Here is a 23,466-nt window from a genome sequence, read left to right on the forward strand (position 1 = left end):
CTTTAGGATTAAGTGATGTCAATAAGACTAAGTTAAGAAGGTTAGAGGGTGAGGTTGAGAATTTGGAGAATCAAATTTTTTTGATTCCAGAAACTAAAGCTGAGAGAACGAAGCGGGAGAAAAAAATCGCTAAGTTGAATAATGAAATTGATAAGTTACGGGTGGAAATTGAGGAAATAGAAAATGGTAGAATGTATGAAAATGCTTTAGAATGGCGCTTTGAGTTTCCTGAAGTGTTAAATAATGATGGTGTTTTTGTTGGTTTTGATGTGGTTATTGGAAATCCTCCTTATATTAGACAGGAAGAAATTAAACAATTAAAACCAATTTTGCAGACAAATTTTATTACCTATTCAGGAACTGCTGACTTGTATGTATTTTTCGTGGAAAGGGGATTTAAAATTCTTAAAACTAAAGGTCAATTTTGTTATATAATGCCTAATAAATGGATGCAAGCGGGTTATGGAAAAGCTTTAAGAACCTATATTTTAGAAAATCAATTACAAGGGATTATTGATTTTGGTGATATTCAAATATTTGAAGAAGCAACTACTTATCCTTGCATTCTGAATGCTTCAAAACAGCAGCAAAATACTAATTTTATTTCTGCTACTGTAAAAACACTTAATTATAGTAATAAATTTGCAGCATATATAAAAAGTATTTCTAATCAAATAAAAGTTGAAACCTTAAATGATGAAATTTGGGTAATTTCTTCTGATAGTGATCAGAAATTACTATCAAGAATTAAAAGTAACTGTGTTTCACTCGCTGAATATATTGATAATAAATCATTTCGTGGAATCTTAACAGGTTTAACGGAAGCATTTGTCATTGGTAATGAAAATTGTAAAGAAATAATTAACAAAGATAGTCGAAATTCAAAAATAATTCGTTCATTTATTTTAGGTCGTAATATAAAACCTTATGCAATTCCTGAAGTAGAAAATTATTTAATAAAAATTGATAAAGGCTTTACCAATTCATTTAGAGAAAATCAAGATGCTTGGATATGGTTATCGGAAAATTATTCAGCAGTTTCTAATTATTTAAGTCTATTTAAAGATCAAGCAGAAAAAAGAACAGATAAAGGTGATTACTGGTGGGAGTTGAGAGCCTGTGATTATTATCAAGAATTTGAAAAACCTAAAATAATGTATCAAATATTTCAGACAAAACCATGTTTTATTTATGATGAACAGGGGCTATATTGTAATAATTCTATGTGGATTATTTCCAAAGCAGATAAGATTTTATTGGCTATTCTTAATTCAAAAATGGGTTGGTGGCTAATTTCAAAATACTGTACCGCTATTCAAAATGGATTTCAATTAATTTGGAAATACTTTGGACAAATCCCAATTCCTCAAGCAAATCCAAAACAAGGGGAAGTTATTACTTCCGTTGTTAATCAAATTCTCACTGCTAAAAAATCAGATCCAAAAGCAGATACAACCACATTAGAAACAGAAATAGATCAACTAGTTTATCAACTTTATGAATTAACACCAGAGGAAATTAAAATCATAGAAGGGTAAACACCACAAATTCCAGATCCCCGACTTCTGAGATTAATTTATCATTTATTGATAAGATAAAAAAGAAGTCGGGGATATTATTTTCATCCCTAACGCACCTCATTTAAACTTTCAATTTGTTCCGTAAACATCTCTGTAAACAAACTCATTACCGTGCGTTCTTCACGAACTTTAATATTAGCAGTAATGGACATCCCTGACTGTAAAGATATCTTTCTATCTTGATTCGTGAGATTTAAATGTTGTTTGTCTAACTTAACTGTGGCCGGAAATCTATAAAATTGATGGTTTTGGTCTGGAGGTAAAGCATCTGAAGCAATCTTAGTTACTTTACCTTTAATATCACCAAATTCACTAAAGGGAAAGGAGTCAATTCTTACATCTACGTTCATACCTTTTTTGACAAAACCAATGTCTTTATTGGTAATGAAAACTTCTGCTGATAGGTTTTCTTTGGGGACAATTTGTAGTAATTTTTGTGTGGAATTAGCAACAAAGCCAACATTTTTAGCCTGGAGATCAAAAACTATTCCTCCTACTGGAGCGCGAAGTTCTTGATATTTAAAGTTTAATTGTGTTTGCGATATTTTGCTATTTATGTCTGCTAAACGCTGTTCATTGTCTAAAATGACCTTCGTGAACTGACTATCAATTTCAGCAATGCGTTGTTTATTATTGCCTATTTTTTCCAAAATATCTTTACCGGAACTAGCAACTGTATTAGTTAATTGCTGTTTTCCTTTATCAATATCAAATTCTAGACGTTTTATTTCTTCCTGCAATTGTGAGATTTCCGCTGCGAGAGTTTGTACCTGTTGTTTCTGATTCAGATATTGAAGTTGGGAAATACCCCCTTCTTCCGCTAAGACTTTGATTTTGGCTAAAATACCGCTTTGAATGGCTAGACTATTGCGAGTATCTTGCAGTTTAAATTGAGTTTGAGAAAGTTGTTTTCTAGTTTTTTCAACTTCTAAATTTGCGGCTTTGGAACGAGACGCTAATTCTATTTTTGCAACTGCTAGTAGTTGTTCTTCGTCAATTCCTATTCCTGCTGTTCCCGATGAATTTCTCAATTGAGAACGTAATAGTTCATTTGCTGCTACTAAGGAAGCGCGACTTTTGAGCAGAAATGCTGATTCTCCTGGTAGTTTACTGCGTAAAAATTCTATTTCAGAATCTTTACCTCTGCTTGCTCCCATTAAGCGTCGATAGATATTGTTTTCTTGAATTAAAGCTATGCGAATTTTATTCAAGGCATTTAATTCTGCTAGGGTAGCAATAGACTCAAATGTTAATAACAATTGTCCTGGTTTTACTTCGTCTCCATCTTTTACATAAATTGATTTAACGACTCCATTAACGGGAGCTTGTACCTCTTTGACTGTTCCTTCTGGTTTTAATTGACCCGTTGCAGGAATTGTTTGCTCAATTTTGGCTAAACAAGCCCAAGTAATTCCAAAACAAGCTAATCCCATGAGGGTGATCATGATGGTTCGTGACCATATTGGAGATTGTCGTAAAACTACAGATTGCTCAAAATTATCGAAATTAAAGTCAATTTTAGGCTGTTGGGAACTGGGTTTGGGAGATGTTAATACTTTTGAGTCTTTATATGATCCATTGCCATTTCCGTTTCCGTTGCCATTTCCGTTGCTGCGATTACCATTAACTTGAGTCATAATAATTTGGGATTTGGGATTTTAGATTGAATATTTACTGGAGTGTCATTTGAGCTTGGCTCTGTTATCAGTTGGATTTTATTTAAGCAACTGACAGGGTTTAGCAATGCTAAACCCCTAGAAATAATTGACTACAAATTTACTTCCTGTTGTTGATAAAGATAGAAATAATGACCTTTAGCAGCCATAAGTTCTTGATGATTACCTTGTTCTATCATCCTACTGTTATCCATGACGACGATAGTATCGGCATTACTAACAGTATTTAAACGGTGGGTAATGAAGAAGACGGTACTACCTTTAAAAGCGCGAGCTAAGTTCAGACAAATTTGTTTTTCGGTGGGATAATCTAGGGCGCTGGTGGCTTCATCTAGAACTAGTAATTTAGGTCTTTGTAACACAGAACGTGCGATCGCAATTCTTTGTCTTTGTCCACCAGAAAGGGCTGATCCTCTTTCCCCAACTCGCGTATTATAGCCTTGGGGTAAACCCATAATAAATTCATGGGCAACGGCAATTTGAGCAGCTTCAATAATCTCCTCTGTTGTGGCTTCAGGATTAGTTAAAGCAATATTTTCCTGTACTGTACCATCAAATAAAAGGGTATCTTGAGGAACTACACCAATTTGTCGCCGCAGAGAATAAAGTTCGACTTTGGCAATGTCGTAACCATCAACTAAAATTCTGCCAGATTCTGTGTCATAAAGTCTGAGCAGTAATTTCATCATTGTACTTTTTCCCGAACCACTTTGTCCAACAATACCGACAAATTGACCTGCGGGAAATTCGACAGTAACATTACTCAATTGTAGGGGGCCTGAGGCGGCAAATCGGAAGGAAACGTTTTCATATTTGACTCCACCAATAATCGGTGGGAGGGGAATATTATTCTTATCTATTTCTGCTTCTTGGGGGCTGTCAACAATATCGCTTAATCGTTCTAAGGATAACCCGGTTTCTTGGAAGTTCTGCCAGATTTGTGCCAGCCGTAATATGGGGGTGGTAACGTAACTAGAAATAATCCGAAAGGCAATTAATTCCCCTAATGTTAGTTCTTGTTTTAAAACTAAATAAGCTCCCACCCATAAAACTAATAAGCTGCTGAGTTTGCTTAAAAACTGACTTGTGGAGTTAGCTAATGTGGAAGTAATAACGGTTTTAAAACCTGCGGCCACAAATTTAGCATATTTTTTTTGCCAAGAAAAACGCGATCGCAATTCAATATTTTGGGCTTTAACTGTTTGAATACCTGACATCACCTCCACTAAATAAGATTGAGTTTCGGCGTTACGTTCTGCTTTACCTCTTAATTGTCTACTCACTGTTGGGGCAGCAATTAATGTCACTAACACAAATAGAGGGATGGTTCCTAAACCTACTATGGTCAATTGCCAACTGTAAAACAGCATGACCACTATATAAACTACGGAAAATAGGGCATCTAACACTACTGTTAAGGCCGTACCCGTGAGGAACTGACGAATATTTTCTAGTTCATTAATTCTGGTGGATAATTCACCCACTGGCCTTTTATCAAAATACCGCAGTGGTAAGCGCAATAGGTGGTCAATAATTTGTGACCCCAAACTCATATCAATGCGGTTGGTGGTATCTACAAATAAGTAAGTCCGCAATGTAGTTAATACCGCTTCAAATACACCCACTGCTAATAGTAATACTCCTAAAACATTTAGGGTATTAATACTATTTTGAACGATGACTTTATCAATAATTAGCTGAATGATTAGAGGATTAGCTAGGGCGGCTAATTGGACGAAGAAGGAAGCAATAAATACTTCTATTAGCACCCGTCGGTAACGGGATAAGTAAGGAACAAACCATCCTAATCCAAAGCGTTCTTTAGGTGTTTCCTTGGTAGCACTGAGCAATAAAACCCTAACTTGTGGTTGTAAGTTGGTTTCATCTGTTTCTAATTCTTTCAGCAATTTATCAAGGCTGGTGTTGATAATACCTTGAGATGGTACACCCAAAACGGCTTTTTTTCCATTTACGGCATAAAGAACCGCAAAACTGTCACGATAGCGAATTAATGCTGGGGTAGGAATGCGGTTAATGGAAACAGCCGGAACATCAACTAGCTGGGATTTGAGTCCAATTAATTCTGATAAATAAGCGCAAAGTTGAAAAGATACACTGCCTTGACGCTTGATTTGGTCATTTAAAATGCGGCGGACTACTTCTTTCCGAAAGGGAATTTCTAAATGCTTGGATAGCATTTGAAAACAAGCCAGACTAGATTCTAGTTCTCCCTGTCCTTTAAAAAATGGATATTTTTGATTTTTTGGTAAATCCTTTGATGTGCTTGTCCCAATAAATTCCGATTCTGTTGCGTAGGGAACTTCTTCTATGGTGACAGTACCATCTAACAGATTTTCTAATTTCTCTGTTTTTAGAGGTGGACTATCCACTAATGATAAATCATTCTGACTGATACCCAACAAACGGACAGGCAGTTTATCTTTAACTTCAATTACTTCGTCTTCTAAGCGAGAACCAGGGGTTAAATTGCTCAGATCACAACTACTACTTACAAACCAAATTCGATCACTTTCTAATTCTCTTAAAGACGTTTTTCCTGGTCGTAAATAGTGAATTTTTGACCCTAATAACGCCTGTTCCGTCAGGTCTTTGAGATTATGATTGGCTAAAGGTTGTTGTGCTATCTGTAAACTCAAGATATCAAATACTTCTGCCAAGTTAGTTATTTGTTGACGAGCCTGAGTAAATGCTAAATTTCGAGATAGGAATTGTAAATAATCTGCTGCATTCCAGGTTAAACATATCACTTCTTCATAGGCGATCGCTGTTTCGCACGGAATTTGACGTAACCAAGAAATTTCCCCAATTACCGCTCCTGGTTCTACTATTTTTAAAGTAATTGGTGATTGGTTTTCCGGGTATCCTAGTAGTCTGATCCTGCCTTGATAAAGAATTGATACTTTTTGAGGTAATTGTTCTTTGCCAACAATTTTCTGCCCCATGCGGTAACGTAAAGGCTGTAAAATTTGTGGTGATGAGAGTTTGCTAATTTCCTCGCTTGATAATTGGTCAAACCCTGGAATCGTGGCAATAAATTCTTCAAAGGTACTCTTAGTATAAGTCATGTTTCTTGAGGTTAATTATGTCAATTTATATTGGCCAAAGGTTCGGGTAATTTATGATGTTTGAATTTGCCATTTTCGTTCTGTCATTTGTTCTTGTAACCATTGATTAAATCTTTCATTCAGCAACCGTTGCCGCATTGAACGATCCAGTTGGGCTGGTAGTAATTTTTCCAAGCGGACAATTACCAGTACATTATTAATTTGAGTTGGTGGTGATAACTGCTGTGGCTGGCTTCTTGAAAGGATATTCACCAATGTTGGATGAAGGGATTGTAAATCTATTGGACCTACTAATCCATCAGTTTGAGCTTCTGGACCTTGGGCATATTCCCGTGCTAACTCAGCGAAAGACTGTTCACCCTCTTTGATGCGGAAGTAGATTTCTTGGGCAATCCCGATTTCCGAGGTAGTAATCAGCGAATAAATTACCCTATCTAGTTGGGCTTTACGTTGGAAGAAGTACGAGTTTAAATCCCCACCCCAAGTGGCCTCTTTAAACTTTTCTAGTTTTAATTGTCGCATGGCCATGATCTTTAATTGCTGGAAATTTTCTCCTTGTTGATCTATTCCCTGATATTGTTGGGCTAATTGTTCGCAGACCTGTTTTTCTTCTTCTGGAGTATGGACAATTTCGGCTGCTGCGATCGCTTGATCAATGATAATTTCCTTGATTAATACGGGAATAAGCTGGTATTCCGATATTAATGATAGAACTTCTCCGGGCTGGAGGATGCGATCGCCCCATTGCAGGACTTGATTCTTATGGCTTGTGATCAGATTTGTCACCGTTTTTAACTGCTTTTGAAAAGATAATAGGACTAGGTTTTGAACAAGTTATCTTTTGGTTAAGATTAGATAATCTATTACTAATTTACTCTGCTTTCAAGTTAGTGTATAGATGTATATCAGTAAATTTTCCATCGGCAGAAGTTGATTTGCTAGATGTAGATAATCAGACTGTTGATATTTGGATATTATTGTACCAAAATACCATGGATTGATAAATTTGTCATACCAAACTTACTTTTACTCTATAAATCTTTGCTAACCTTAACTATGGCATCATCCCCTGCTAAATTGCTCGTTCTGGATCACAGAAAATCAGGCCGGTAAATCGTAATTACGACTTACCAGCCTGAAGTAGACAATTAAATTTATTGCTCCTACCTCATCAAATCATCCTAATTAACGAAATCTGCCAGGATTTAGACGAGCAGGGTCTTTTTTTGGTCTATTGCGTCCAATTCCTACCCCATTTCTCAATTTTTTGGCAGTACCACCATCTTGAGGATCAAGGTATGGTTTCAAATTAATTCCACTTCTAAAAGAACTAAGCTGATTATTACCACTTACAAGTGTTTGTCCTATGTTGTATAAACTATCTCCCTTTCCTCTCTGAGGTTCAGTGTAGGTATCAACAGCAATAGTTTGTTGTCCACTATCAGCGGTAGTGAGATTTTGGAATACACTATTACGGATTGCATAGGGATCTTTACCACGGGGTACTGTTAAGACAATTCGACAATTGGGTTGGGCTTCAGTGGTGACACAAATAATATTTTCGTTGTTTTCTAAAGCTATTCGTAGTTCTTGTAAACCATCGGGACGATATAATTCTAAACGTCCTGCGATCGCTTGACAACGTTTTTGGGCATCCCAACCCCCACCTAAATTTTGAGGTGCAGCCCAAGCAAAATATTGTCCTGGTTGACTTTGGGGCTGATACATGACTGTAAACTGTCCATTGTAAGATTGACAACTAAATCTTGTACTACTGTTAACTGTGGTAGAATTTGGTACACTGGTTGTAGTCGAACCTGATGGAACTGTAGTCGAACTTGATGGAACTGTACTTGAACCTGATGGAATTGTAGGCACCACAACTTGAGCAACAGTCACAGCATTTCCAAAAAATAAAGAACAGCCAAGACTACTCAAGAATAAGAACCGCAGCGATTGTAAAGACATAAATATAATCCGTAGTGGAGATAGGTAAATAGCTGATGTCTATATTGACGGAGAACATAAGTTTTTGATTCATGGAAAAATCTGTTTTTTGTTTTTACTACCGCAGAAACCGCTGTATTATATGTTTACTAAAATTTAAATTTATTAATGTATTGCAACAATTATGAAATATTTCTTAAAATTTGCCTAGTCCTACATATTCCCTGCTAACGCTATATTAGAGGTTTTGTAAGTCATGCGCCCATGGAAATTATTATTGGTTGGCTGTACCCCAAGTTAATGAGTACTTATGGTGATCGGGGAAATGTGATTACCATAGAACGTCGCGCCCAGTGGCGGGGGTATAATGTGACTGTATTGCCCTTGGATCAAAATTCCACCGCAGAAGATATCAAATCAGTAGATGTGATTGTCGGTGGTGGGGCGCAAGACCGTCAACAAGAAATTGTGATGCGGGATTTACAGGGTGAAAAAGCTGAGGCCATGCGTCATAAAATAGAAAATGGTACACCGGGAGTTTTTACCTGTGGTTCTCCTCAACTACTGGGAAATTATTATGAACCAGCTTTCGGAAAAAGAATTGAGGGTTTAGGAATATTGGATTTAGTTTCTGTTCATCCTGGTGAAAATACTAAAAGATGTATTGGTAATTTGGTCATAGAAGTTACAGCTTCCCGGTTAGCAGCCGAATTGCAAGCAATGACAGGGATAAAACCTTATTTAGTCGGGTTTGAAAATCACGGTGGCCGGACTAAATTAGGGAAGGTGGAAGCTTTGGGGCGGGTAGTGTATGGCTTGGGTAATAATGGAGAAGATGGAACAGAAGGAGCGTTTTATCAAAATGCGATCGCTACCTATTCCCACGGTCCATTATTACCTAAAAATCCCTTTGTTGCTGATTGGTTAATTCAAACCGCGTTAAGATTAAAATATCAGCAAGAAATCAAACTTTCAGCTTTAGATGATACCTTAGCGATGCAGGGACGAGAAGCAATGTTTAAACGGTTAAAAGTTGATTTACCCAATGCTGCGGGAATCAGAATTTAAAATAGGTGTAGTTTAGATTAAATAAGAATCTAAATTTTAATATTAAACTACATGATTTTTATAGAAAAAAAACATAATTTTCTATAAAACATCTGATAAGTTACTATAAAAACCCGAAATCATTTAGTTAGTCATCATTTGAAATCTGTGCAACTTCCTTCTTTACCAGAATTTGAAAATCGCTCGTATCATCACCCTGATCAGGGTTTACAAGAATTACTCAGTCGTCTGATCATCAGAATGCAACGAGATGAATTGATCAGACAAACGACAAATCAATTGCGAGAATCTTTACAGGTTGATCGGGTAGTATTGTATTATTTTTATGGACAATGGCAAGGACAAGTGACATTTGAGTCATTAGGTTCTGATGAATATTCGATTCTCGGTTCTACTGGTCCTAGTGATTGTTTTAATAATGAGTATGCTGCGTTATACTTAAAAGGACGAGTACGAGCGATCGCTGATATAGAATTAGAAGCGATTGAGGATTGTCACCGTGAATTTCTGCGCGGTATGCAGGTTCGGGCTAATTTAGTAGTGCCAATTTTAATACCAAGGGGATTATGGGGGCTATTAGTAGCTCATCACTGCCAAAGTGCGCGTTTTTGGACTTTAGCAGATATTGAATTGATGGAAAAGGGAGCGGGAACTTTAGCAACAGATTCTAATATTTTAGAGAGCTAATCATGTAAAGAATTTTTCTGATGTTGATGTTTTTTAGATATTATATTTGAGAAAGAAGTCGGTAAGCTGATGCTTTATCTGTGGTCATCAAAACGGAATTATTCACTGGGACGCACATCCTGGTAATATGATTGATATTAAAAGAAAATAGAAATACTGTAGGGGCAACCCCCTGTGGTTGCCCTTAGCTAATCTAGCTTTTGCAGCTTGGAAATGCTAGAAAATAATACAATATTCATAATCCACCAACCCGAAACGGTAATGGTTCAAATCCCTATTAAACCCTTAACCCTTGATGAATTTCTCAAATTACCAGAAACCAAACCGGCAAAGGAATTTGTTAACGGCCAAATCATTCAAAAACCCATGCCTCAAGGAAAACATAGTACAGTTCAGCTTGACCTCGGTTCTAGTATTAACCTAGCACTCAAACCCCGGGGCGTAGCCCGTGTATACTCTGAATTACGCTGTACCTTTGGCGGTAGATCCATTGTACCTGATCTTGCAGTCTTCACTTGGGAACGCATTCCCCGTGATGAAAATGGTGAAGTTGCTAAGACCTTTGCTATCGCTCCTAACTGGACAATTGAAATACTTTCTCCTGAACCAAGTCAAACTAAAGTTGTTCGTAATATCCTCCATTGTATTAGTCATGGTACTCAAATGGGTTGGTTAATTGACCCCGCAGAAAAACTAGTTTTTGTCTATTTTAGTGATCAACGTATTCTATTATTTGAACTAGAAACAGATGGCTTACCTGTTCCACCTTTTGCTGAGTCTTTTAATCTTACTGTAGGTCAACTTTTCAGTTGGCTAAATGAATAAATGCTATCAGCGATCGCTTTTTTAAGTCGTGGTAATGTATTTGGTATAGTGCTAAGTTCTCTGTCAACTGCAAATTTTATGGATTCCCATTTGCCACTGTGTCAAGCTATAGCCCATCGTATTATTACTAATTCCCAAAAAAGAATTACCTTTGCGGAATACATGGATATGGTGTTATATCATCCAGAATATGGCTATTATGCCAGTGATGCTGTAAAAATTGGATTTCGAGATAGTGACTTTTTCACATCTGCCAGTTTAGGATCTGATTTTGGGGAATTACTGACCAAGCAATTTTATCAAATGTGGGAGATTTTAGATCAACCCATATCCTTTAATTTGGTAGAAATGGGAGCAGGACAAGGCATATTAGCCTCCCATATTCTCAACTATGCAAAGCAAGAATACCCAGACTTTTTTGCAGCGGTCAAATATATTATTGTTGAAAAATCACAAAGTTTAAAACAAGAACAACAACAACGGTTACAAGATTTTTCTGTAGATTGGTGTAACTTGGAAGAAATCACCCCCAATTCCATTATTGGCTGTTTCTTCTCCAATGAATTAGTGGATGCTTTTCCAGTCCATCAATTTATTTTAAATGGGGGGGAATTACGGGAAATTTACGTTACTGTTGAGCAAAAACCGGAGGAAGAAAATTCTGCTTTACCTATATTTATTGAAATCATGGCAGAACCATCAACACCACAATTAGGGGAGTATTTTAAGTTGGTGGGAATTGATTTAAGCCAAAATACTTATGAAAATGGCTATCGCAGTGAAATTAATTTAGCAGCTTTGAAATGGTTGGGTATAGTAGCAGACTGCTTGCAACGCGGCTATGTGTTAACAATTGATTATGGCTACCCCGCACATCGTTATTATCACCCCAGAAGAGATCAGGGAACTCTCCAATGCTACTACCAACATCGTCATCATGATCATCCTTATATCAATATTGGCAGACAAGATATCACCGCCCATGTTGACTTTACAGCCTTATCATCCTGGGGTGAAAGGTGTGGACTCAAAAAAGTTGGTTGGACCGAGCAAGGCTTATTTTTAATGGCATTGGGAATAGGTGAAAGATTAGCTGCTCTCTCCTTTCAACAGCAACCAATATCACAGTTGCTACAGCGACGGGAAGGATTACACCAATTAATTAATCCAGGGGGACTAGGCAATTTTGGGGTTTTGGTCCAAAGTCGAGGACTAACTGCACAAGAGGCATCAAAACCACTGCTGGGATTAGTCGTACCAGAGTAGAGATCAAAGAGAAAGGTTAAAAATCTCTTTAACAATCCCGTATGAGTCTTGTTTGCACTAGCATAACAGAGATGACATTCAAATGACAAATCTACCCCAGAGAAATAATTATGACTGCTCATGATCTGTTAGTGCTAGTAACTCTATTGTCTCCCGGCATCTTACTTTCCGTGATCATAATGGTGACTTTTGCCGCAGGAGGCTAGGAGATTTTGGATTTTAGATTTTGGATTTTATTTATCTAAAATCTAAAATTCAGATCACAACTGACAACTGACCACTGACTAAGGAACGTGAAACATGAAGGTGGCATTTCTGGGAACTGGATTGATGGGACTACCGATGGCTCAAAGGTTATTAGCAGCCAATATAGAGCTAATTGCCTATAATCGCACCCCAGAAAAATTAGAACCGCTACGGGCAGCAGGGGCGGAAATTGTAACAAAACCGCGGGAAGCCATCCGCGCTGCTGACTGTATAGTCCTAATGCTTTCTAACGCCGCAGCTATTTATCATGTCTTGCTGACAGATACATCTTGGCATACTTTATCAGGACGCAGCATCATTCAAATGGGGACAATTACCCCCGTAGAAAGCCAAGAAATCAGAGATGCAGTAGTTGCGGCTGGAGGCGAATATATAGAAGCGCCTGTCCTCGGTAGTATTCCCGAAGCTAAAACTGGCAAATTAATCGTCATGGTAGGTGGAGAGGAGGAACAGTATCAACGTCATTTCCCACTCCTCCAACATTTTGGAGACAATCCTGTATACATAGGACCTGTGGGTACTGCTTCTACCCTCACCCTAGCACTCAATCAACTCATTGCTTCACTGACAACTAGCTTTGCTCTCAGTCTGGCTTTTATCCAGTTGCAAGGTATTGATGTTGATTTGTTTATGCAAATTCTACGCGAAAGTAAACTTTATGCTCCCACCTTTGATCAAAATTTGCGGCGGATGTTAGATGGTAATTATAATAATGCCAACTTACCGACAAAACAACTGATCAAAGAAATAGATTTATTTATCTCTGAAGCTAAATCCTTGGGTTTGAATCTCAGCAGTATTGAGGGTGTAAGGCAAATCTTACACGCGACTATGAAAATGTCTTATCCAGAAGATGATTATTCATCGGTATTTCCAGCGATTCGGGAATGGGGTGAAGTCAGCGGGGGTTGAGATAAGCTGTTACCCATTTAAATTTGATCATCTTCATCTGGCTAGATGTTGTGGTGCGGGCATCTTGCCCGCTAGAATTATACAAATTAAATGCAGTTTAAAGGCAGTAAAGCCTTCCGGCTAAAACGGGATATCATCTGGATCGGGTTCTGGTGTAACTCCTACAGGGGACGGAGACTGAACGGGTGCGGGTTGGTATGTCAGTTGAGGGGCTGCTACCTGCGGTTCATTTTTTTGAGCAGGGGCTGATGGGGGATAGTTTGATTCATAATTCGTCGGGCGGTAGCTAGGTGATGCTACAGTAGTTTCTACTACAGGTGTGGTTCTCTTAGCAGCTGGTGGTGAATTAGTATAAGTACCTTGTTCAATAGCGTAAATCTTTTGCACCGTCAACTCTGCGCGTTTTTCCTTAAATCCTTCGGGGCGATCAATTGTATTCATACCTAAGCGCCCTTCTATAATAATGCGATCGCCTTGATGATAACTTTGGTGAATCTCTTTTGCCAAATTTCCCCAACCTACAACTTTTAAAGGATGAGTTGGATCATCTGGTTTTGTTCCTGGCACATGAACAATCATTTCTGTCACTTCCAACCCATCTGGTGTGTGACGCAGTTGAGGATTATCATAAATTTCCGCCATCAAAATACAACTGTTCATTACCTGCTCCTGATTTTCAATACTTTTTCTCGCGGTGAATTTAACTTCACGAGAAAATTTCAGCATAATTAATTACAGCAGTTTTTATGTATTTATACCACACTCTGAATTAATCTACTCCTTCGCTTTTTCGCTCCTTTGGGTCTTGGCGCGAAACTTCGATTAAAATGTGGTTCATTTACCTAAAAATGGCTGTAAAACGATGATCATACTTACCGTTCCTGTACCGGAGGCAATCATCATCTTTCTATATTACAAGAATTGCGGCTCAAAGCCCTCATAGCACGATGTGATGTCACCCAAAAAGTTTTTCAGTAAGTCCTATATATTTATTCATACATTGACAACTCAAGCATATTTATCTTAAAAATAACTTTATTGATGCGTATATTTGCCCTTGACTTGGGAGGATTTACCCATTACGCAGCGAAAAACAAACCACCTTTGGGTATTATCCTGTAATAATAGCAGAATGTGTCACATAAATTTTGCCTAAGTCCTATTTTTGTGTCAGGTAATATTGAAAGTAAAAAAATCACAAATACTTCTTGATAAAAGCCGCTTTTTTTTCAGTAATTTAACTAGTTGACAATCAATAAAAATGCAAAATATTATCACAAATGTAATGTGTAGAAAAAATTTAAAGGTTAATAGAATAATATGGCAACCATGAACGGAACAGCAGCAGCAGACAACCTCGTCGGTACAACGAGTGACGATATTCTCAATGGTTTAGGTGGTAATGATACCCTCAATGGTGGGGGAGGAAATGATCAGATTTTTGGTGATGTTACCTCTGCTATTACTGCTCCCATTTTCAACTATAATGGCAAATTTTACCTCTTGAGTAATGCAGGTACTTGGACACAAGCACAAGCACAAGCCGTTGCTTTAGGTGGTAATCTTGTTACCGTTAATGATGCTGCGGAAAATCAATTTCTAGTTAACACCTTTGGTTTAGAAGCTTTATGGATTGGTTTGACAGACGAGGTGACTGAAGGAACATTTAAATGGGCAAATGGAGAAGCTGTCACTTATACTAACTGGTCTCCAGGTGAACCTAATGATGCTGGTGGTGCTCAAGACTATGCTTATATCAATTTTCAAAATCCCGGGAAATGGGATGATGCTGGCATAGCTGGTATCCGAGGAATTATCGAAATCGCATCTAATGACACAATCATCGGTAGCACTGGCAACGATACAATTAATGGGGGTATTGGTCAAGACACAGCCGATTATAGTGCCATAGGTCAAGCCATTACCCTGAAACCAACAGGGGTAGTTACCAAAGGTACAGCAGGAACAGACCAACTGGTTGGTATAGAGAACATTATCGGTGCAACGGGTCTAACTAACATTATTGATGCTTCCACAGCCACTGGCACTGCTACCATTAATGCCAATTTAGCGACTAAATCCCTAGTTGTGAATACTGGTGATAGTGCTTTCCCGACTTTGTCCTTTTCCGTTCATAATTTTGTTAATGTTATTGGTACAGCCAATAATGACACAATTACTGGGAATGATGGCAATAATAACCTAGCAGGAGGCAACGGTAATGATACCCTCAATGGTGGAGAAGGAAATGATCAGATTTTTGGTGATGTTACCTCTGCTATTACTGCTCCCATTTTCAACTATAATGGCAAATTTTACCTCTTGAGTAATGCAGGTACTTGGACACAAGCACAAGCACAAGCCGTTACTTTAGGTGGTAATCTTGTTACCGTTAATGATGCTGCGGAAAATCAATTTCTAGTTAACACCTTTGGTAGTTCAGAAGCTTTATGGATTGGTTTGACAGACGAAGTGACTGAAGGAACATTTAAATGGGCAAATGGAGAAGCTGTAACTTATACTAACTGGTCTCCAGGTCAACCTGATAATGCCAATAACGAAGACTACGTAGAATTTAATTTTGGAGGAGCGGGAATATGGAACGATCTTCCCAATTCATCATTATTACCAGGAATTATCGAAATCGCTAACTCTAATGACACAATTATCGGTAGCACAGGTGATGATACAATTAACGGCGGTTTAGGAAGCGATACAGTTAACTATAGCAGTCTTACGGAAGCAATTACCCTGTTAGCAGGTGGAATCGTTAATAAAGGCTCTTTTGGCACAGATACAATTGTAGACGTAGAAACTGTAATTGGTGCTACAGGTCAATCTAACACCATTGACGCATCCACTGGAATCGCTACCACCACATCCCTCAACGTCAATCTAGCCACTAATAACCTGATCATCAACGGATTACCAGCGCCGATTAATTCTATCACCTTAAACGTGCAGAATTTCCTAAATGTGGTTGGTACTACTCAAAACGATACCATCAAAGGTAATAATCTGGCTAACGAGTTAGTTGGAAATACTGGCAATGATACCATCCAGGGTAACGATGGAAATGATATTCTTGATGGTGGTGACGGTAATGATCAACTATTTGGTGGCCTCGGTAATGATATTCTGCAAGGGGATAATGGAAATGATTTCCTCAACGGTGACTTAGGAAATGATACCCTCAGAGGTCTTGCTGGTGATGATATCCTTGATGGTGGTGTCGGTAATGATAGCTTGTTAGGTGGTGTTGGTAACGATATTCTCTTTGGTGATTTTGGTGATGATATTCTCAATGCGGAGGCAGGTAACGATTTAGTATTTGGAGATGATGGTAATGATCGGTTGTATGGTGGTGATGGATCAGATGAATTAAACGGGGGGATAGGCAAAGATTTCCTTTATGGAGGCAATAATAATGATACCCTCTTCGGAAATGATGATAATGACACCCTCTGGGGTGAAGCTGGAAATGACATTCTCAATGGTGGTAAAGGCAATGATATTTTGGTAGGAGGAACAAACAATGATATTTTTGTAATTGCACTAAGCAATGGCGCTGATATCGTTCAAGATTTCCAAGATGGATTAGACCGCATTGGCTTAAGTGGGGGTTTACTATTTAGTCAATTGACAATTTTAGGAACTGGTACTAATACTGTGATCAGGAATACGAGCAGTGGTGAAATTTTCGCTACTTTGCAAAATGTTAGTTCCACATTAATTACAAGTGTTGACTTCACTGTAGTTTAAATTAGTATCATGTTTGGCGGTTATAAACCGCAGCTACACAAACAAAACATATCTTTATGGGTTTTATAACTTTAATTTCTCATTAGTATCCTAGAAACCTTGTAGAGACGTTCCATGAAACATCTCTACATTTTTTTTCATTAGATTGTTGATCAAAAATATTACCAATATAAGTAAGTTGGCATCAAAAAACCAAACTCTGTAAAGAAACGTAAAATCGCTGAAAACCTGTTCCCTGTTCCCTGTTCCCTGTCACCTGTCATCTGTTCCCTCTTCCCTCTTCCCTGTCACCTGTCACCTGTTCCCTATTCCCTCTTCCCTGTCACCTGTCACCTGTTCCCTGTCACCTGTCACCTGTTCCCTCTTCCCTCTTCCCTATTCCCTATTCCCTCTTCCCTATTCCCTGTTCCCTGTTCCCTCTTCCCTATTCCCTCTTCCCTCTTCCCTATTCCCTCTTCCCTCTTCCCTCTTCCCTGTCACCTGTTCCCTCTCCCCTGTCACCTGTCCCCTCTTCCCTGTTCCCTCTTCCCTGTCACCTGTCACCTGTTCCCTGTCCCCGTGGCGTAGCACCTGTCACCTGTTCCCTAGTCAGTGAATATGTAAGAAAATCTGAGCAACCGTACAAGTCGCTCAGATTGATTGATTTTTATTCCGTCTGTGTCGGGATTAACTACAAACCCAAAAATTACTTTTTCGGAAATCCGCTGAAAATCCAACAAATTATACAAATTATAATTTTATTTAATAAAAGCTTGACTAATTAGCTATCAATCAGGTATTATATTAGATTGTCTGTCTAATTCCGGCTCGGATCAGGTAGACATACTGCAAAAGCTGGCAAAAGCTGTAAATAATAGCGTCTCTATAAAAGATTATAGCCAGCTACCTGTACGGCAACCTCAAGGACGATTTAATGACCTACGCAATTATTGAAACTGGCGGAAAACAAATCAAAGTAGAAGCAGGTCGTTTTTACGACATTGAACTACTCAACGCCGAACCAGATGAAAAAGTTACCATTAACGCTGTATTGCTTGTAAACCACGACGGCGCACTTTCCATTGGACAACCTTTAGTAGAAGGTGCAACAGTCGAAGGGACAATTATGCGACACCTGAGAGGTCGCAAAGTCCTGGTGTATAAGATGAAACCTAAAAAGAAAACCCGCAAAAAACGGGGACACCGCCAGGAAATTACCAGATTTTTGATTAATTCTATCAATCTTAACGGCGAAGTTTTAGCTTACGAAGCAGCCCCTACTGGTGCTGAAAGTCCAATTATTGATGCTGACTTTGTGGAAGAAACCGCAGAGGAATCATAAAAATTGATAATTGATAATTGATAATTACCAATTACCAATTACCAATTACCAATTACCAATTAAATTTTCCCAGCCTAAACTAGACAATTAGCGGACTGGGATTCATAAAGTAAATAAAAAAGAGGAAACCATGGCTCATAAGAAGGGAACAGGTAGTACGCGTAACGGTCGTGACTCAAATGCTCAACGACTAGGTGTAAAGCGTTACGGTGGACAAACTGTACGCGCAGGTAATATTTTGGTTCGTCAACGTGGTACTAAGGTTCACCCTGGTAACAATGTGGGTATTGGTAGTGATGATACCTTGTTTGCTTTAGTTGACGGTGTAGTTACCTTTGAAAGAAAGGGTAAAAGCCGGAAGAAAGTTAGCGTTTATCCAGTGGTGGTAGCAGAGGTAGAAGCGTTAGCAAGCTAGTTAGTGATTAATCATCTGGCTAAAAATTGTAGAGATGTTCCATAGAGCGTCTCTACAAGATTTAAAGTAATTAAGATGGGGTAGTTCATATATAAAGCTTAATAAATGCGCCCAGTGCTAAACCTACGACTGCAAAAAAGGATATACAGCCAAAAGCGAGCGCTGGTTTTAAAGCAAGTGTTTGGAAATCTATTCTGGCTAAAATAGTCGCGCACAAAATGAGTAAAATGTCAAGAAATACCCGAAACCAGGCAACCATCAGAAAAAATAGGAAAGCTGCTAAGATAGCTACACCAAAAGCCCTAGCACTGGACTTGAACAAGGTACTGACATACTCGTTTATTTTTAACCAAGGGTTGGTAAAACAGATTAGGGACAGCAGGATAGTTACCACGGTTATCAGCCATATATACCAAGGGGCTTTTTCTTCAAATATCATCCAGCCCAATGTACTGTAACTCAGTAATACGAGTGTCAGGGAGAACCAAGGGATCTTTTTCAAGATTGACATATAGCAGCAGTCAAGAATAAAACAGAGTGAATAAATGTGAAAGTAATGTGAAAGTAATGTGAAAGTTCTGTACCTTACTCAGTTACAAATCGTAATATACTGGTATTTTGAATATCGGTTTCATTCATTATTTCACAGATTTACCTAACCCATCAGGTTTCTTGATGGTAAATTCCACCCCTAATTCCATTTTGAGAGAATAAAAATCAACATTTGGTTAAATATGTTGATAAATATTTGTAAACTGTTAGCAGTTGAGTAGCCAACTGGCATATCATTAAGGATTGATCATGAGACAACTTGTTATCGTCGAGCGTATAAGCCTAATTGGTCATATCGTTTCTATGGTATTTGGACTGCTGGGGATATTAATTGTGATTCCCAATGCTGAATTGCTTGTCAGCTTATCCGCAGCAGGTGAGACCGTCATGCAGTGGAGTATGGCAGGTGGTGGTGTGGTATATATGATTTTCGGGGCGTTGGGAGTGTTCCTCTATGCTTACCGAACTTTGGGTTTGGCACGCACTTTAGGATTTTTAATACCATCCTTATCAATTTCCCTAACTAGTGAATTATTAGGAACTAGTACAGGCTTTCCCTTTGGAGGCTATAGCTATTTGAGTGGCTTAGGTTATAAAATTTCTGGTTTAGTGCCTTTTACAATTCCCCTTTCATGGTTTTATGTAGGATGTGTATCTTATGTATTAGCCCGTGCGGGTTTACAAGTAGATAAAAAACCTAGCTTGTTTCGTCAAATTGGTGCAATTGTTTTAGGTGCTTTACTACTCACTTCTTGGGATTTTGTCCTTGACCCAGCCATGAGTCAAACTTCCCTGCCTTTCTGGTATTGGCACGAACCAGGCGCTTTCTTTGGTATGCCTTACCAAAACTTTGTCGGTTGGATGGGTACTGGTGCTTTATTCATGACTGTAGCGGCTTTATTATGGAGTCAAAACCCGATTAAATTAGACTCTTACCAATTGAATGTACCTTTATTAGTTTATTTAGGTAACTTTGGTTTTGCCACAGTCATGAGTTTAGCCGCTGGGTTTCCCATTCCTGTATTACTAGGTATAGCACTGGGTGTAGCTCCGGCTGTGCTGCTGTGGTCTAAAGGTTCTAGCGCACCTGCAACAGTGAATATGGAAGCAGCTACTCAGGAAGTTGCTGTTACTAATGTGAAGGTTGCTTTTAAGTAAGTAAGAGAGACGAGGAAAGAGGGAGAAGAAATTAAACTATTTACCTCTTTCCTAATTACACGGTCAAATTCCCATAATTTAGATTAATTTACACAAATTGCGAGAAGATGTAAACTAGCTACTTTATACAAAAAGTCAAGGTTAGAATTGCTAAATATTATTCCTCTCCTCCTGCTACTGGTCCAAGTCCCCGCCACGGCGATTTTACTTTCTCGTTTACTCAAAGGACCAGGACGTTATCCAGCTTTAAAACCACAACAACCCACACCAGAACTTTTGGGAACTGTGAGTGTGGTTGTGCCGACACTTAACGAAGCATTACGAATTAGCCCGCTGTTAGCCGGTTTAAGTCGCCAAAGTTACGAAGTTAGAGAAATTATTGTTGTTGATAGTAAGTCACAAGATGGTACTCCCGACCTAGTGAAAACCGCAGCATTAACAGACCCCCGCTTTAAATTAATGACAGATGATCCCTTACCTGCCGGCTGGGTTGGTCGTCCTTGGGCTTTACATAATGGCTTTTTATTTACTTCCGAGGGCAGTGAGTGGTTTTTGGGCATGGATGCAGATATTCAACCCCACCCGGGTTTAGTAGCGAGTTTGGTGAAAACTGCGATCGCTCAAGGTTATGATTTAGTATCTTTATCACCGCAATTTATTCTCAAATATCCGGGAGAATGTTTATTACAACCAGCTTTGTTGATGACATTACTGTATAGATTTGATCCTACGGGTATTTATACTGAACAACCAGAACGGGTCATGGCTAACGGCCAGTGTTTTTTGTGTCGTCGGTCTGTGTTAAAGGCTGTGAATGGTTACAGCAGCGCTAAAGGTTCTTTTTGTGATGATGTCACCTTAGCCCGGAATATTGCCTCTCATGGCTTTAAAGTAGGCTTTTTAGACGGAGCAAAGGTGCTAAAGGTGCGAATGTATGAAGGGGCTTTAGAAACCTGGAAAGAATGGGGACGTAGCCTAGATTTGAAAGACGCAACTTCCCGCGCTCAAGTTTGGGGTGATTTATGGTTATTATCTGCGGTGCAGGGTTTACCCCTATTGATTTTACTGGGTTATTTCCTGTTTCCCCCTTTGCTTCCCTCACTGCCGGCACTGCTATTGTTAGAATTAAATATATTTTTGGTAGTGATTCGTTTTGCTTTATTATTAGCGATCGCTCCTTCTTATGATCGTCAAAATGCTAATGGTGGTTGGTTATTCTGGCTTTCCCCCTTGGCTGACCCCCTAGCGGTGCTGCGAATCTTTTTATCTGCCCTCCGCACTCCCAAAGAATGGCGCGGGCGGAAATATGGTGATTAATGTCATTTAGGGCGCTGACCGAGGGTATCGCTCTTTATTCCAATTTATCTTATTGGGGAGAGCGATCGTATTTATTAGAAAATATTTTGGTTCTTAAAGAACACAGGCTATATAATTAGTATATCTTATCTGTAAATTCTCTACATTTATTTGCCCTATGGATTTATTAAACATCCGCACCAAAGTAATCACAGAAATTAATCTCATTCCCGAAGATAAATTAGAAGAATTATATAATTTTATTCATTATTGGCGATTGAATGGAGAATCATCTCCAGGTTCACTAGAACAAACTATGCAGTTTGCTGGCTGTTGGAATGATATGTCAGATGAAACATTTGCTAATTTCAGTGAAGAAATCAACATCCGTCGTCAACAGGCATTTTTTGAAAGGAGAAGTGATGAAACCAGCTTTGATTGATACCAATATCTTATCATTATCACAACAGGAACTCATCCAGCCGTCAATTTTTCCGATAAGTGCTTAAATACCCAAAGTTCAGGAGATTAAAAAAGGAGATAATTAATCATCATGAAAACATCAATCAGTATTAATCCAGCTTATGAAGAAATAATCAACTTTCTCGCTGCTGGCATAACATCTCAAAGTTTAGTTGAATTTCAAGTATCAGAAACAGTAAAAGAAAGAGTATCTGATTTGATTTTTCGAGAAAAAACTGATGGAATTTCTTCAGAGGAAAAATCAGAATTAGATCATTATTTGATTCTAGAACATTTATTAAGACTAGCAAAAGCTAGGGCTTATGATTTTATTCACGAAAAGGCTTAAAATTCAATTATGGAGCGTCCTTATTTAAATCTAGAACTTCGCCGTTTAGTTGCTCAAAGAGCAGATAATTTATGTGAATATTGCCTGATTGCTGAACATGATACTATTTTAGGATGTGCGATTGATCATATTATTAGTATCAAACATGGTGGCTCATCAAATATAGATAATCTAGCTTATTGTTGTGTTTATTGTAATCGGTTTAAAGGCAGTGATATCGGTTCAATTATTATAGATAAAAAAGAATTTGTGCGTTTTTATCATCCTCGTTGGGATAATTGGGGAGAACATTTTAAACTGAATAATTCTACTATTGAATCTCTCACAAATATAGGACAAGTGACGGCTAGAATTTTAGGGTTTAATGATCAATCTCGTTTATTAGAACGTCAATTACTTATTGATAATAAAAAATATCCTTCTCTTTTGGCAATGAGAAGAATGAAGGATTAATGCAACGTCTTCCAGATTATTGAAATTGCGATAATTATGCTGGTGGTAAAATGAGTCGTTGGATAACTAATTCTGGATTATCTAAGAATGGATTGATTTGGTTAAAATCAAATATTCCATTGGCAATACCTCTAGCATATTGATGAATTAAAACTTTACAATGGACTGGGTTTGCAGGTTCTATTTTATCTCTATCAAGGAAACGTAAACGTGGGACAATCCTCAGCGTTCAAGGTTTAAATAAACTTGAGAAGGCGATAAAACCCACATTCCGCACCCTGAACTGTCACAGATCAAAAAAGCAGAGATAGTAGTACATAATAACTAACGATCAATTAAAGAGAAATAAGCTTAATGAGAATACATATCATTAAAAGGGGGGTG

20 protein-coding genes are annotated in these 23,466 nt (G+C 38.2%); 14 read left to right on the forward strand and 6 right to left on the reverse strand.

Translation table 11 applies throughout. The annotated features are described in order from the left end of the window. A partial coding sequence (locus FFO06_RS18270; RefSeq protein WP_162501212.1) for an Eco57I restriction-modification methylase domain-containing protein occupies window positions 1-1,538 on the forward strand: 1,538 nt, incomplete at its 5' end. Between the two features lie 89 nt (window positions 1,539-1,627). On the opposite strand, the gene FFO06_RS18275 is transcribed toward FFO06_RS18270, so the two are convergent. From FFO06_RS18275 to FFO06_RS18290, 4 genes are all read right to left on the reverse strand, one after another. Then, on the reverse strand, window positions 1,628-3,217 hold the full coding sequence (locus FFO06_RS18275) for a beta-barrel domain-containing protein (RefSeq protein ID WP_137909313.1): 1,590 nt from the start codon (window positions 3,215-3,217) through the stop codon (window positions 1,628-1,630). 131 nt (window positions 3,218-3,348) lie between these two features. Next, on the reverse strand, window positions 3,349-6,342 hold the full coding sequence (locus FFO06_RS18280; protein WP_137909314.1) for a peptidase domain-containing ABC transporter: 2,994 nt from the start codon (window positions 6,340-6,342) through the stop codon (window positions 3,349-3,351). 51 nt (window positions 6,343-6,393) lie between these two features. After that, window positions 6,394-7,119, reverse strand: a complete 726-nt coding sequence (locus FFO06_RS18285) for a peptidylprolyl isomerase (protein ID WP_137909325.1) — start codon at window positions 7,117-7,119, stop codon at window positions 6,394-6,396. A 408-nt stretch (window positions 7,120-7,527) separates the two neighbouring features. Beyond that, window positions 7,528-8,310: a COP23 domain-containing protein gene (locus FFO06_RS18290; protein WP_137909315.1), complete on the reverse strand. Its 783-nt coding sequence runs from the start codon at window positions 8,308-8,310 to the stop codon at window positions 7,528-7,530. Between the two features lie 243 nt (window positions 8,311-8,553). Here FFO06_RS18290 and FFO06_RS18295 point away from each other — a divergent pair, with 243 nt between their 5' ends. From FFO06_RS18295 to FFO06_RS18315, 5 genes are all read left to right on the forward strand, one after another. Next, the gene (locus FFO06_RS18295) at window positions 8,554-9,357 is read left to right on the forward strand and encodes a type 1 glutamine amidotransferase (protein WP_137909316.1); all 804 of its coding nucleotides are present in this window, start codon (window positions 8,554-8,556) and stop codon (window positions 9,355-9,357) included. Between the two features lie 147 nt (window positions 9,358-9,504). Then, on the forward strand, window positions 9,505-10,044 hold the full coding sequence (locus FFO06_RS18300) for a GAF domain-containing protein (RefSeq protein ID WP_236097179.1): 540 nt from the start codon (window positions 9,505-9,507) through the stop codon (window positions 10,042-10,044). A 261-nt stretch (window positions 10,045-10,305) separates the two neighbouring features. After that, complete coding sequence (locus tag FFO06_RS18305; RefSeq protein WP_137909317.1) at window positions 10,306-10,869, forward strand: Uma2 family endonuclease; 564 nt, start codon at window positions 10,306-10,308, stop codon at window positions 10,867-10,869. Window positions 10,870-10,947: 78 nt separating this feature from the next. Next, window positions 10,948-12,135: a class I SAM-dependent methyltransferase gene (locus FFO06_RS18310; protein WP_137909327.1), complete on the forward strand. Its 1,188-nt coding sequence runs from the start codon at window positions 10,948-10,950 to the stop codon at window positions 12,133-12,135. 300 nt (window positions 12,136-12,435) lie between these two features. After that, the gene (locus tag FFO06_RS18315) at window positions 12,436-13,314 is read left to right on the forward strand and encodes an NAD(P)-dependent oxidoreductase (RefSeq protein ID WP_028082087.1); all 879 of its coding nucleotides are present in this window, start codon (window positions 12,436-12,438) and stop codon (window positions 13,312-13,314) included. 120 nt (window positions 13,315-13,434) lie between these two features. On the opposite strand, the gene FFO06_RS18320 is transcribed toward FFO06_RS18315, so the two are convergent. Continuing rightward, window positions 13,435-13,974 (reverse strand): single-stranded DNA-binding protein, encoded by a 540-nt coding sequence (locus FFO06_RS18320; protein ID WP_137909328.1) that lies wholly within the window; start codon window positions 13,972-13,974, stop codon window positions 13,435-13,437. 660 nt (window positions 13,975-14,634) lie between these two features. Here FFO06_RS18320 and FFO06_RS22495 point away from each other — a divergent pair. The 3 genes from FFO06_RS22495 to rpmA all read left to right on the forward strand — a co-directional run bounded on the left by FFO06_RS22495 (window position 14,635) and on the right by rpmA (window position 18,812). Then, window positions 14,635-17,076: a lectin-like protein gene (locus tag FFO06_RS22495; RefSeq protein WP_137909318.1), complete on the forward strand. Its 2,442-nt coding sequence runs from the start codon at window positions 14,635-14,637 to the stop codon at window positions 17,074-17,076. A 913-nt stretch (window positions 17,077-17,989) separates the two neighbouring features. Beyond that, window positions 17,990-18,397: a 50S ribosomal protein L21 gene (gene rplU, locus FFO06_RS18335; RefSeq protein WP_028085419.1), complete on the forward strand. Its 408-nt coding sequence runs from the start codon at window positions 17,990-17,992 to the stop codon at window positions 18,395-18,397. Between the two features lie 130 nt (window positions 18,398-18,527). After that, window positions 18,528-18,812 carry a 50S ribosomal protein L27 gene (rpmA, locus tag FFO06_RS18340; protein WP_028088939.1) on the forward strand — a complete coding sequence of 95 codons (285 nt, stop codon included), beginning with the start codon at window positions 18,528-18,530 and terminating at the stop codon, window positions 18,810-18,812. Between the two features lie 85 nt (window positions 18,813-18,897). Here rpmA and FFO06_RS18345 read toward each other — a convergent pair whose 3' ends face one another. Further along, window positions 18,898-19,251, reverse strand: a complete 354-nt coding sequence (locus FFO06_RS18345) for a hypothetical protein (RefSeq protein WP_306420257.1) — start codon at window positions 19,249-19,251, stop codon at window positions 18,898-18,900. A 362-nt stretch (window positions 19,252-19,613) separates the two neighbouring features. Between FFO06_RS18345 and cruF the strand changes: the two genes are divergently transcribed. From cruF to FFO06_RS18370, 5 genes are all read left to right on the forward strand, one after another. Further along, window positions 19,614-20,522 (forward strand): gamma-carotene 1'-hydroxylase CruF, encoded by a 909-nt coding sequence (gene cruF / locus FFO06_RS18350; protein WP_137909320.1) that lies wholly within the window; start codon window positions 19,614-19,616, stop codon window positions 20,520-20,522. A gap of 147 nt (window positions 20,523-20,669) precedes the next feature. Further along, on the forward strand, window positions 20,670-21,839 hold the full coding sequence (gene cruG / locus FFO06_RS18355) for a 2'-O-glycosyltransferase CruG (protein WP_190371954.1): 1,170 nt from the start codon (window positions 20,670-20,672) through the stop codon (window positions 21,837-21,839). A gap of 157 nt (window positions 21,840-21,996) precedes the next feature. Further along, window positions 21,997-22,260 carry a hypothetical protein gene (locus FFO06_RS18360; RefSeq protein ID WP_137909322.1) on the forward strand — a complete coding sequence of 88 codons (264 nt, stop codon included), beginning with the start codon at window positions 21,997-21,999 and terminating at the stop codon, window positions 22,258-22,260. Window positions 22,261-22,371: 111 nt separating this feature from the next. Then, window positions 22,372-22,629 carry a hypothetical protein gene (locus FFO06_RS18365; RefSeq protein ID WP_137909323.1) on the forward strand — a complete coding sequence of 86 codons (258 nt, stop codon included), beginning with the start codon at window positions 22,372-22,374 and terminating at the stop codon, window positions 22,627-22,629. A gap of 9 nt (window positions 22,630-22,638) precedes the next feature. Then, the gene (locus FFO06_RS18370; protein WP_137909324.1) at window positions 22,639-23,082 is read left to right on the forward strand and encodes an HNH endonuclease; all 444 of its coding nucleotides are present in this window, start codon (window positions 22,639-22,641) and stop codon (window positions 23,080-23,082) included. Window positions 23,083-23,466 lie beyond the last annotated feature (384 nt).

Origin of the sequence: Dolichospermum planctonicum, from assembly GCF_005402965.1 — a bacterium.
In the GTDB taxonomy this organism is placed as follows: domain Bacteria; phylum Cyanobacteriota; class Cyanobacteriia; order Cyanobacteriales; family Nostocaceae; genus Dolichospermum; species Dolichospermum planctonicum.

Excerpts from the sequence above, each read along its gene's own strand:
- FFO06_RS18275 (WP_137909313.1), bottom strand. The coding sequence starts at position 3,217 with ATGACTCAAGTTAATGGTAATCGCAGCAACGGAAATGGCAACGGAAAC.
- FFO06_RS18280 (WP_137909314.1), bottom strand. The coding sequence starts at position 6,342 with ATGACTTATACTAAGAGTACCTTTGAAGAATTTATTGCCACGATTCCA.
- FFO06_RS18290 (WP_137909315.1), bottom strand. The coding sequence starts at position 8,310 with ATGTCTTTACAATCGCTGCGGTTCTTATTCTTGAGTAGTCTTGGCTGT.
- FFO06_RS18295 (WP_137909316.1), top strand. The coding sequence starts at position 8,554 with ATGGAAATTATTATTGGTTGGCTGTACCCCAAGTTAATGAGTACTTAT.
- FFO06_RS18305 (WP_137909317.1), top strand. The coding sequence starts at position 10,306 with ATGGTTCAAATCCCTATTAAACCCTTAACCCTTGATGAATTTCTCAAA.
- FFO06_RS18310 (WP_137909327.1), top strand. The coding sequence starts at position 10,948 with ATGGATTCCCATTTGCCACTGTGTCAAGCTATAGCCCATCGTATTATT.
- FFO06_RS18315 (WP_028082087.1), top strand. The coding sequence starts at position 12,436 with ATGAAGGTGGCATTTCTGGGAACTGGATTGATGGGACTACCGATGGCT.
- FFO06_RS18320 (WP_137909328.1), bottom strand. The coding sequence starts at position 13,974 with ATGAACAGTTGTATTTTGATGGCGGAAATTTATGATAATCCTCAACTG.
- FFO06_RS22495 (WP_137909318.1), top strand. The coding sequence starts at position 14,635 with ATGGCAACCATGAACGGAACAGCAGCAGCAGACAACCTCGTCGGTACA.
- rplU (WP_028085419.1), top strand. The coding sequence starts at position 17,990 with ATGACCTACGCAATTATTGAAACTGGCGGAAAACAAATCAAAGTAGAA.
- rpmA (WP_028088939.1), top strand. The coding sequence starts at position 18,528 with ATGGCTCATAAGAAGGGAACAGGTAGTACGCGTAACGGTCGTGACTCA.
- FFO06_RS18345 (WP_306420257.1), bottom strand. The coding sequence starts at position 19,251 with ATGATATTTGAAGAAAAAGCCCCTTGGTATATATGGCTGATAACCGTG.
- cruF (WP_137909320.1), top strand. The coding sequence starts at position 19,614 with ATGAGACAACTTGTTATCGTCGAGCGTATAAGCCTAATTGGTCATATC.
- FFO06_RS18360 (WP_137909322.1), top strand. The coding sequence starts at position 21,997 with ATGGATTTATTAAACATCCGCACCAAAGTAATCACAGAAATTAATCTC.
- FFO06_RS18365 (WP_137909323.1), top strand. The coding sequence starts at position 22,372 with ATGAAAACATCAATCAGTATTAATCCAGCTTATGAAGAAATAATCAAC.
- FFO06_RS18370 (WP_137909324.1), top strand. The coding sequence starts at position 22,639 with ATGGAGCGTCCTTATTTAAATCTAGAACTTCGCCGTTTAGTTGCTCAA.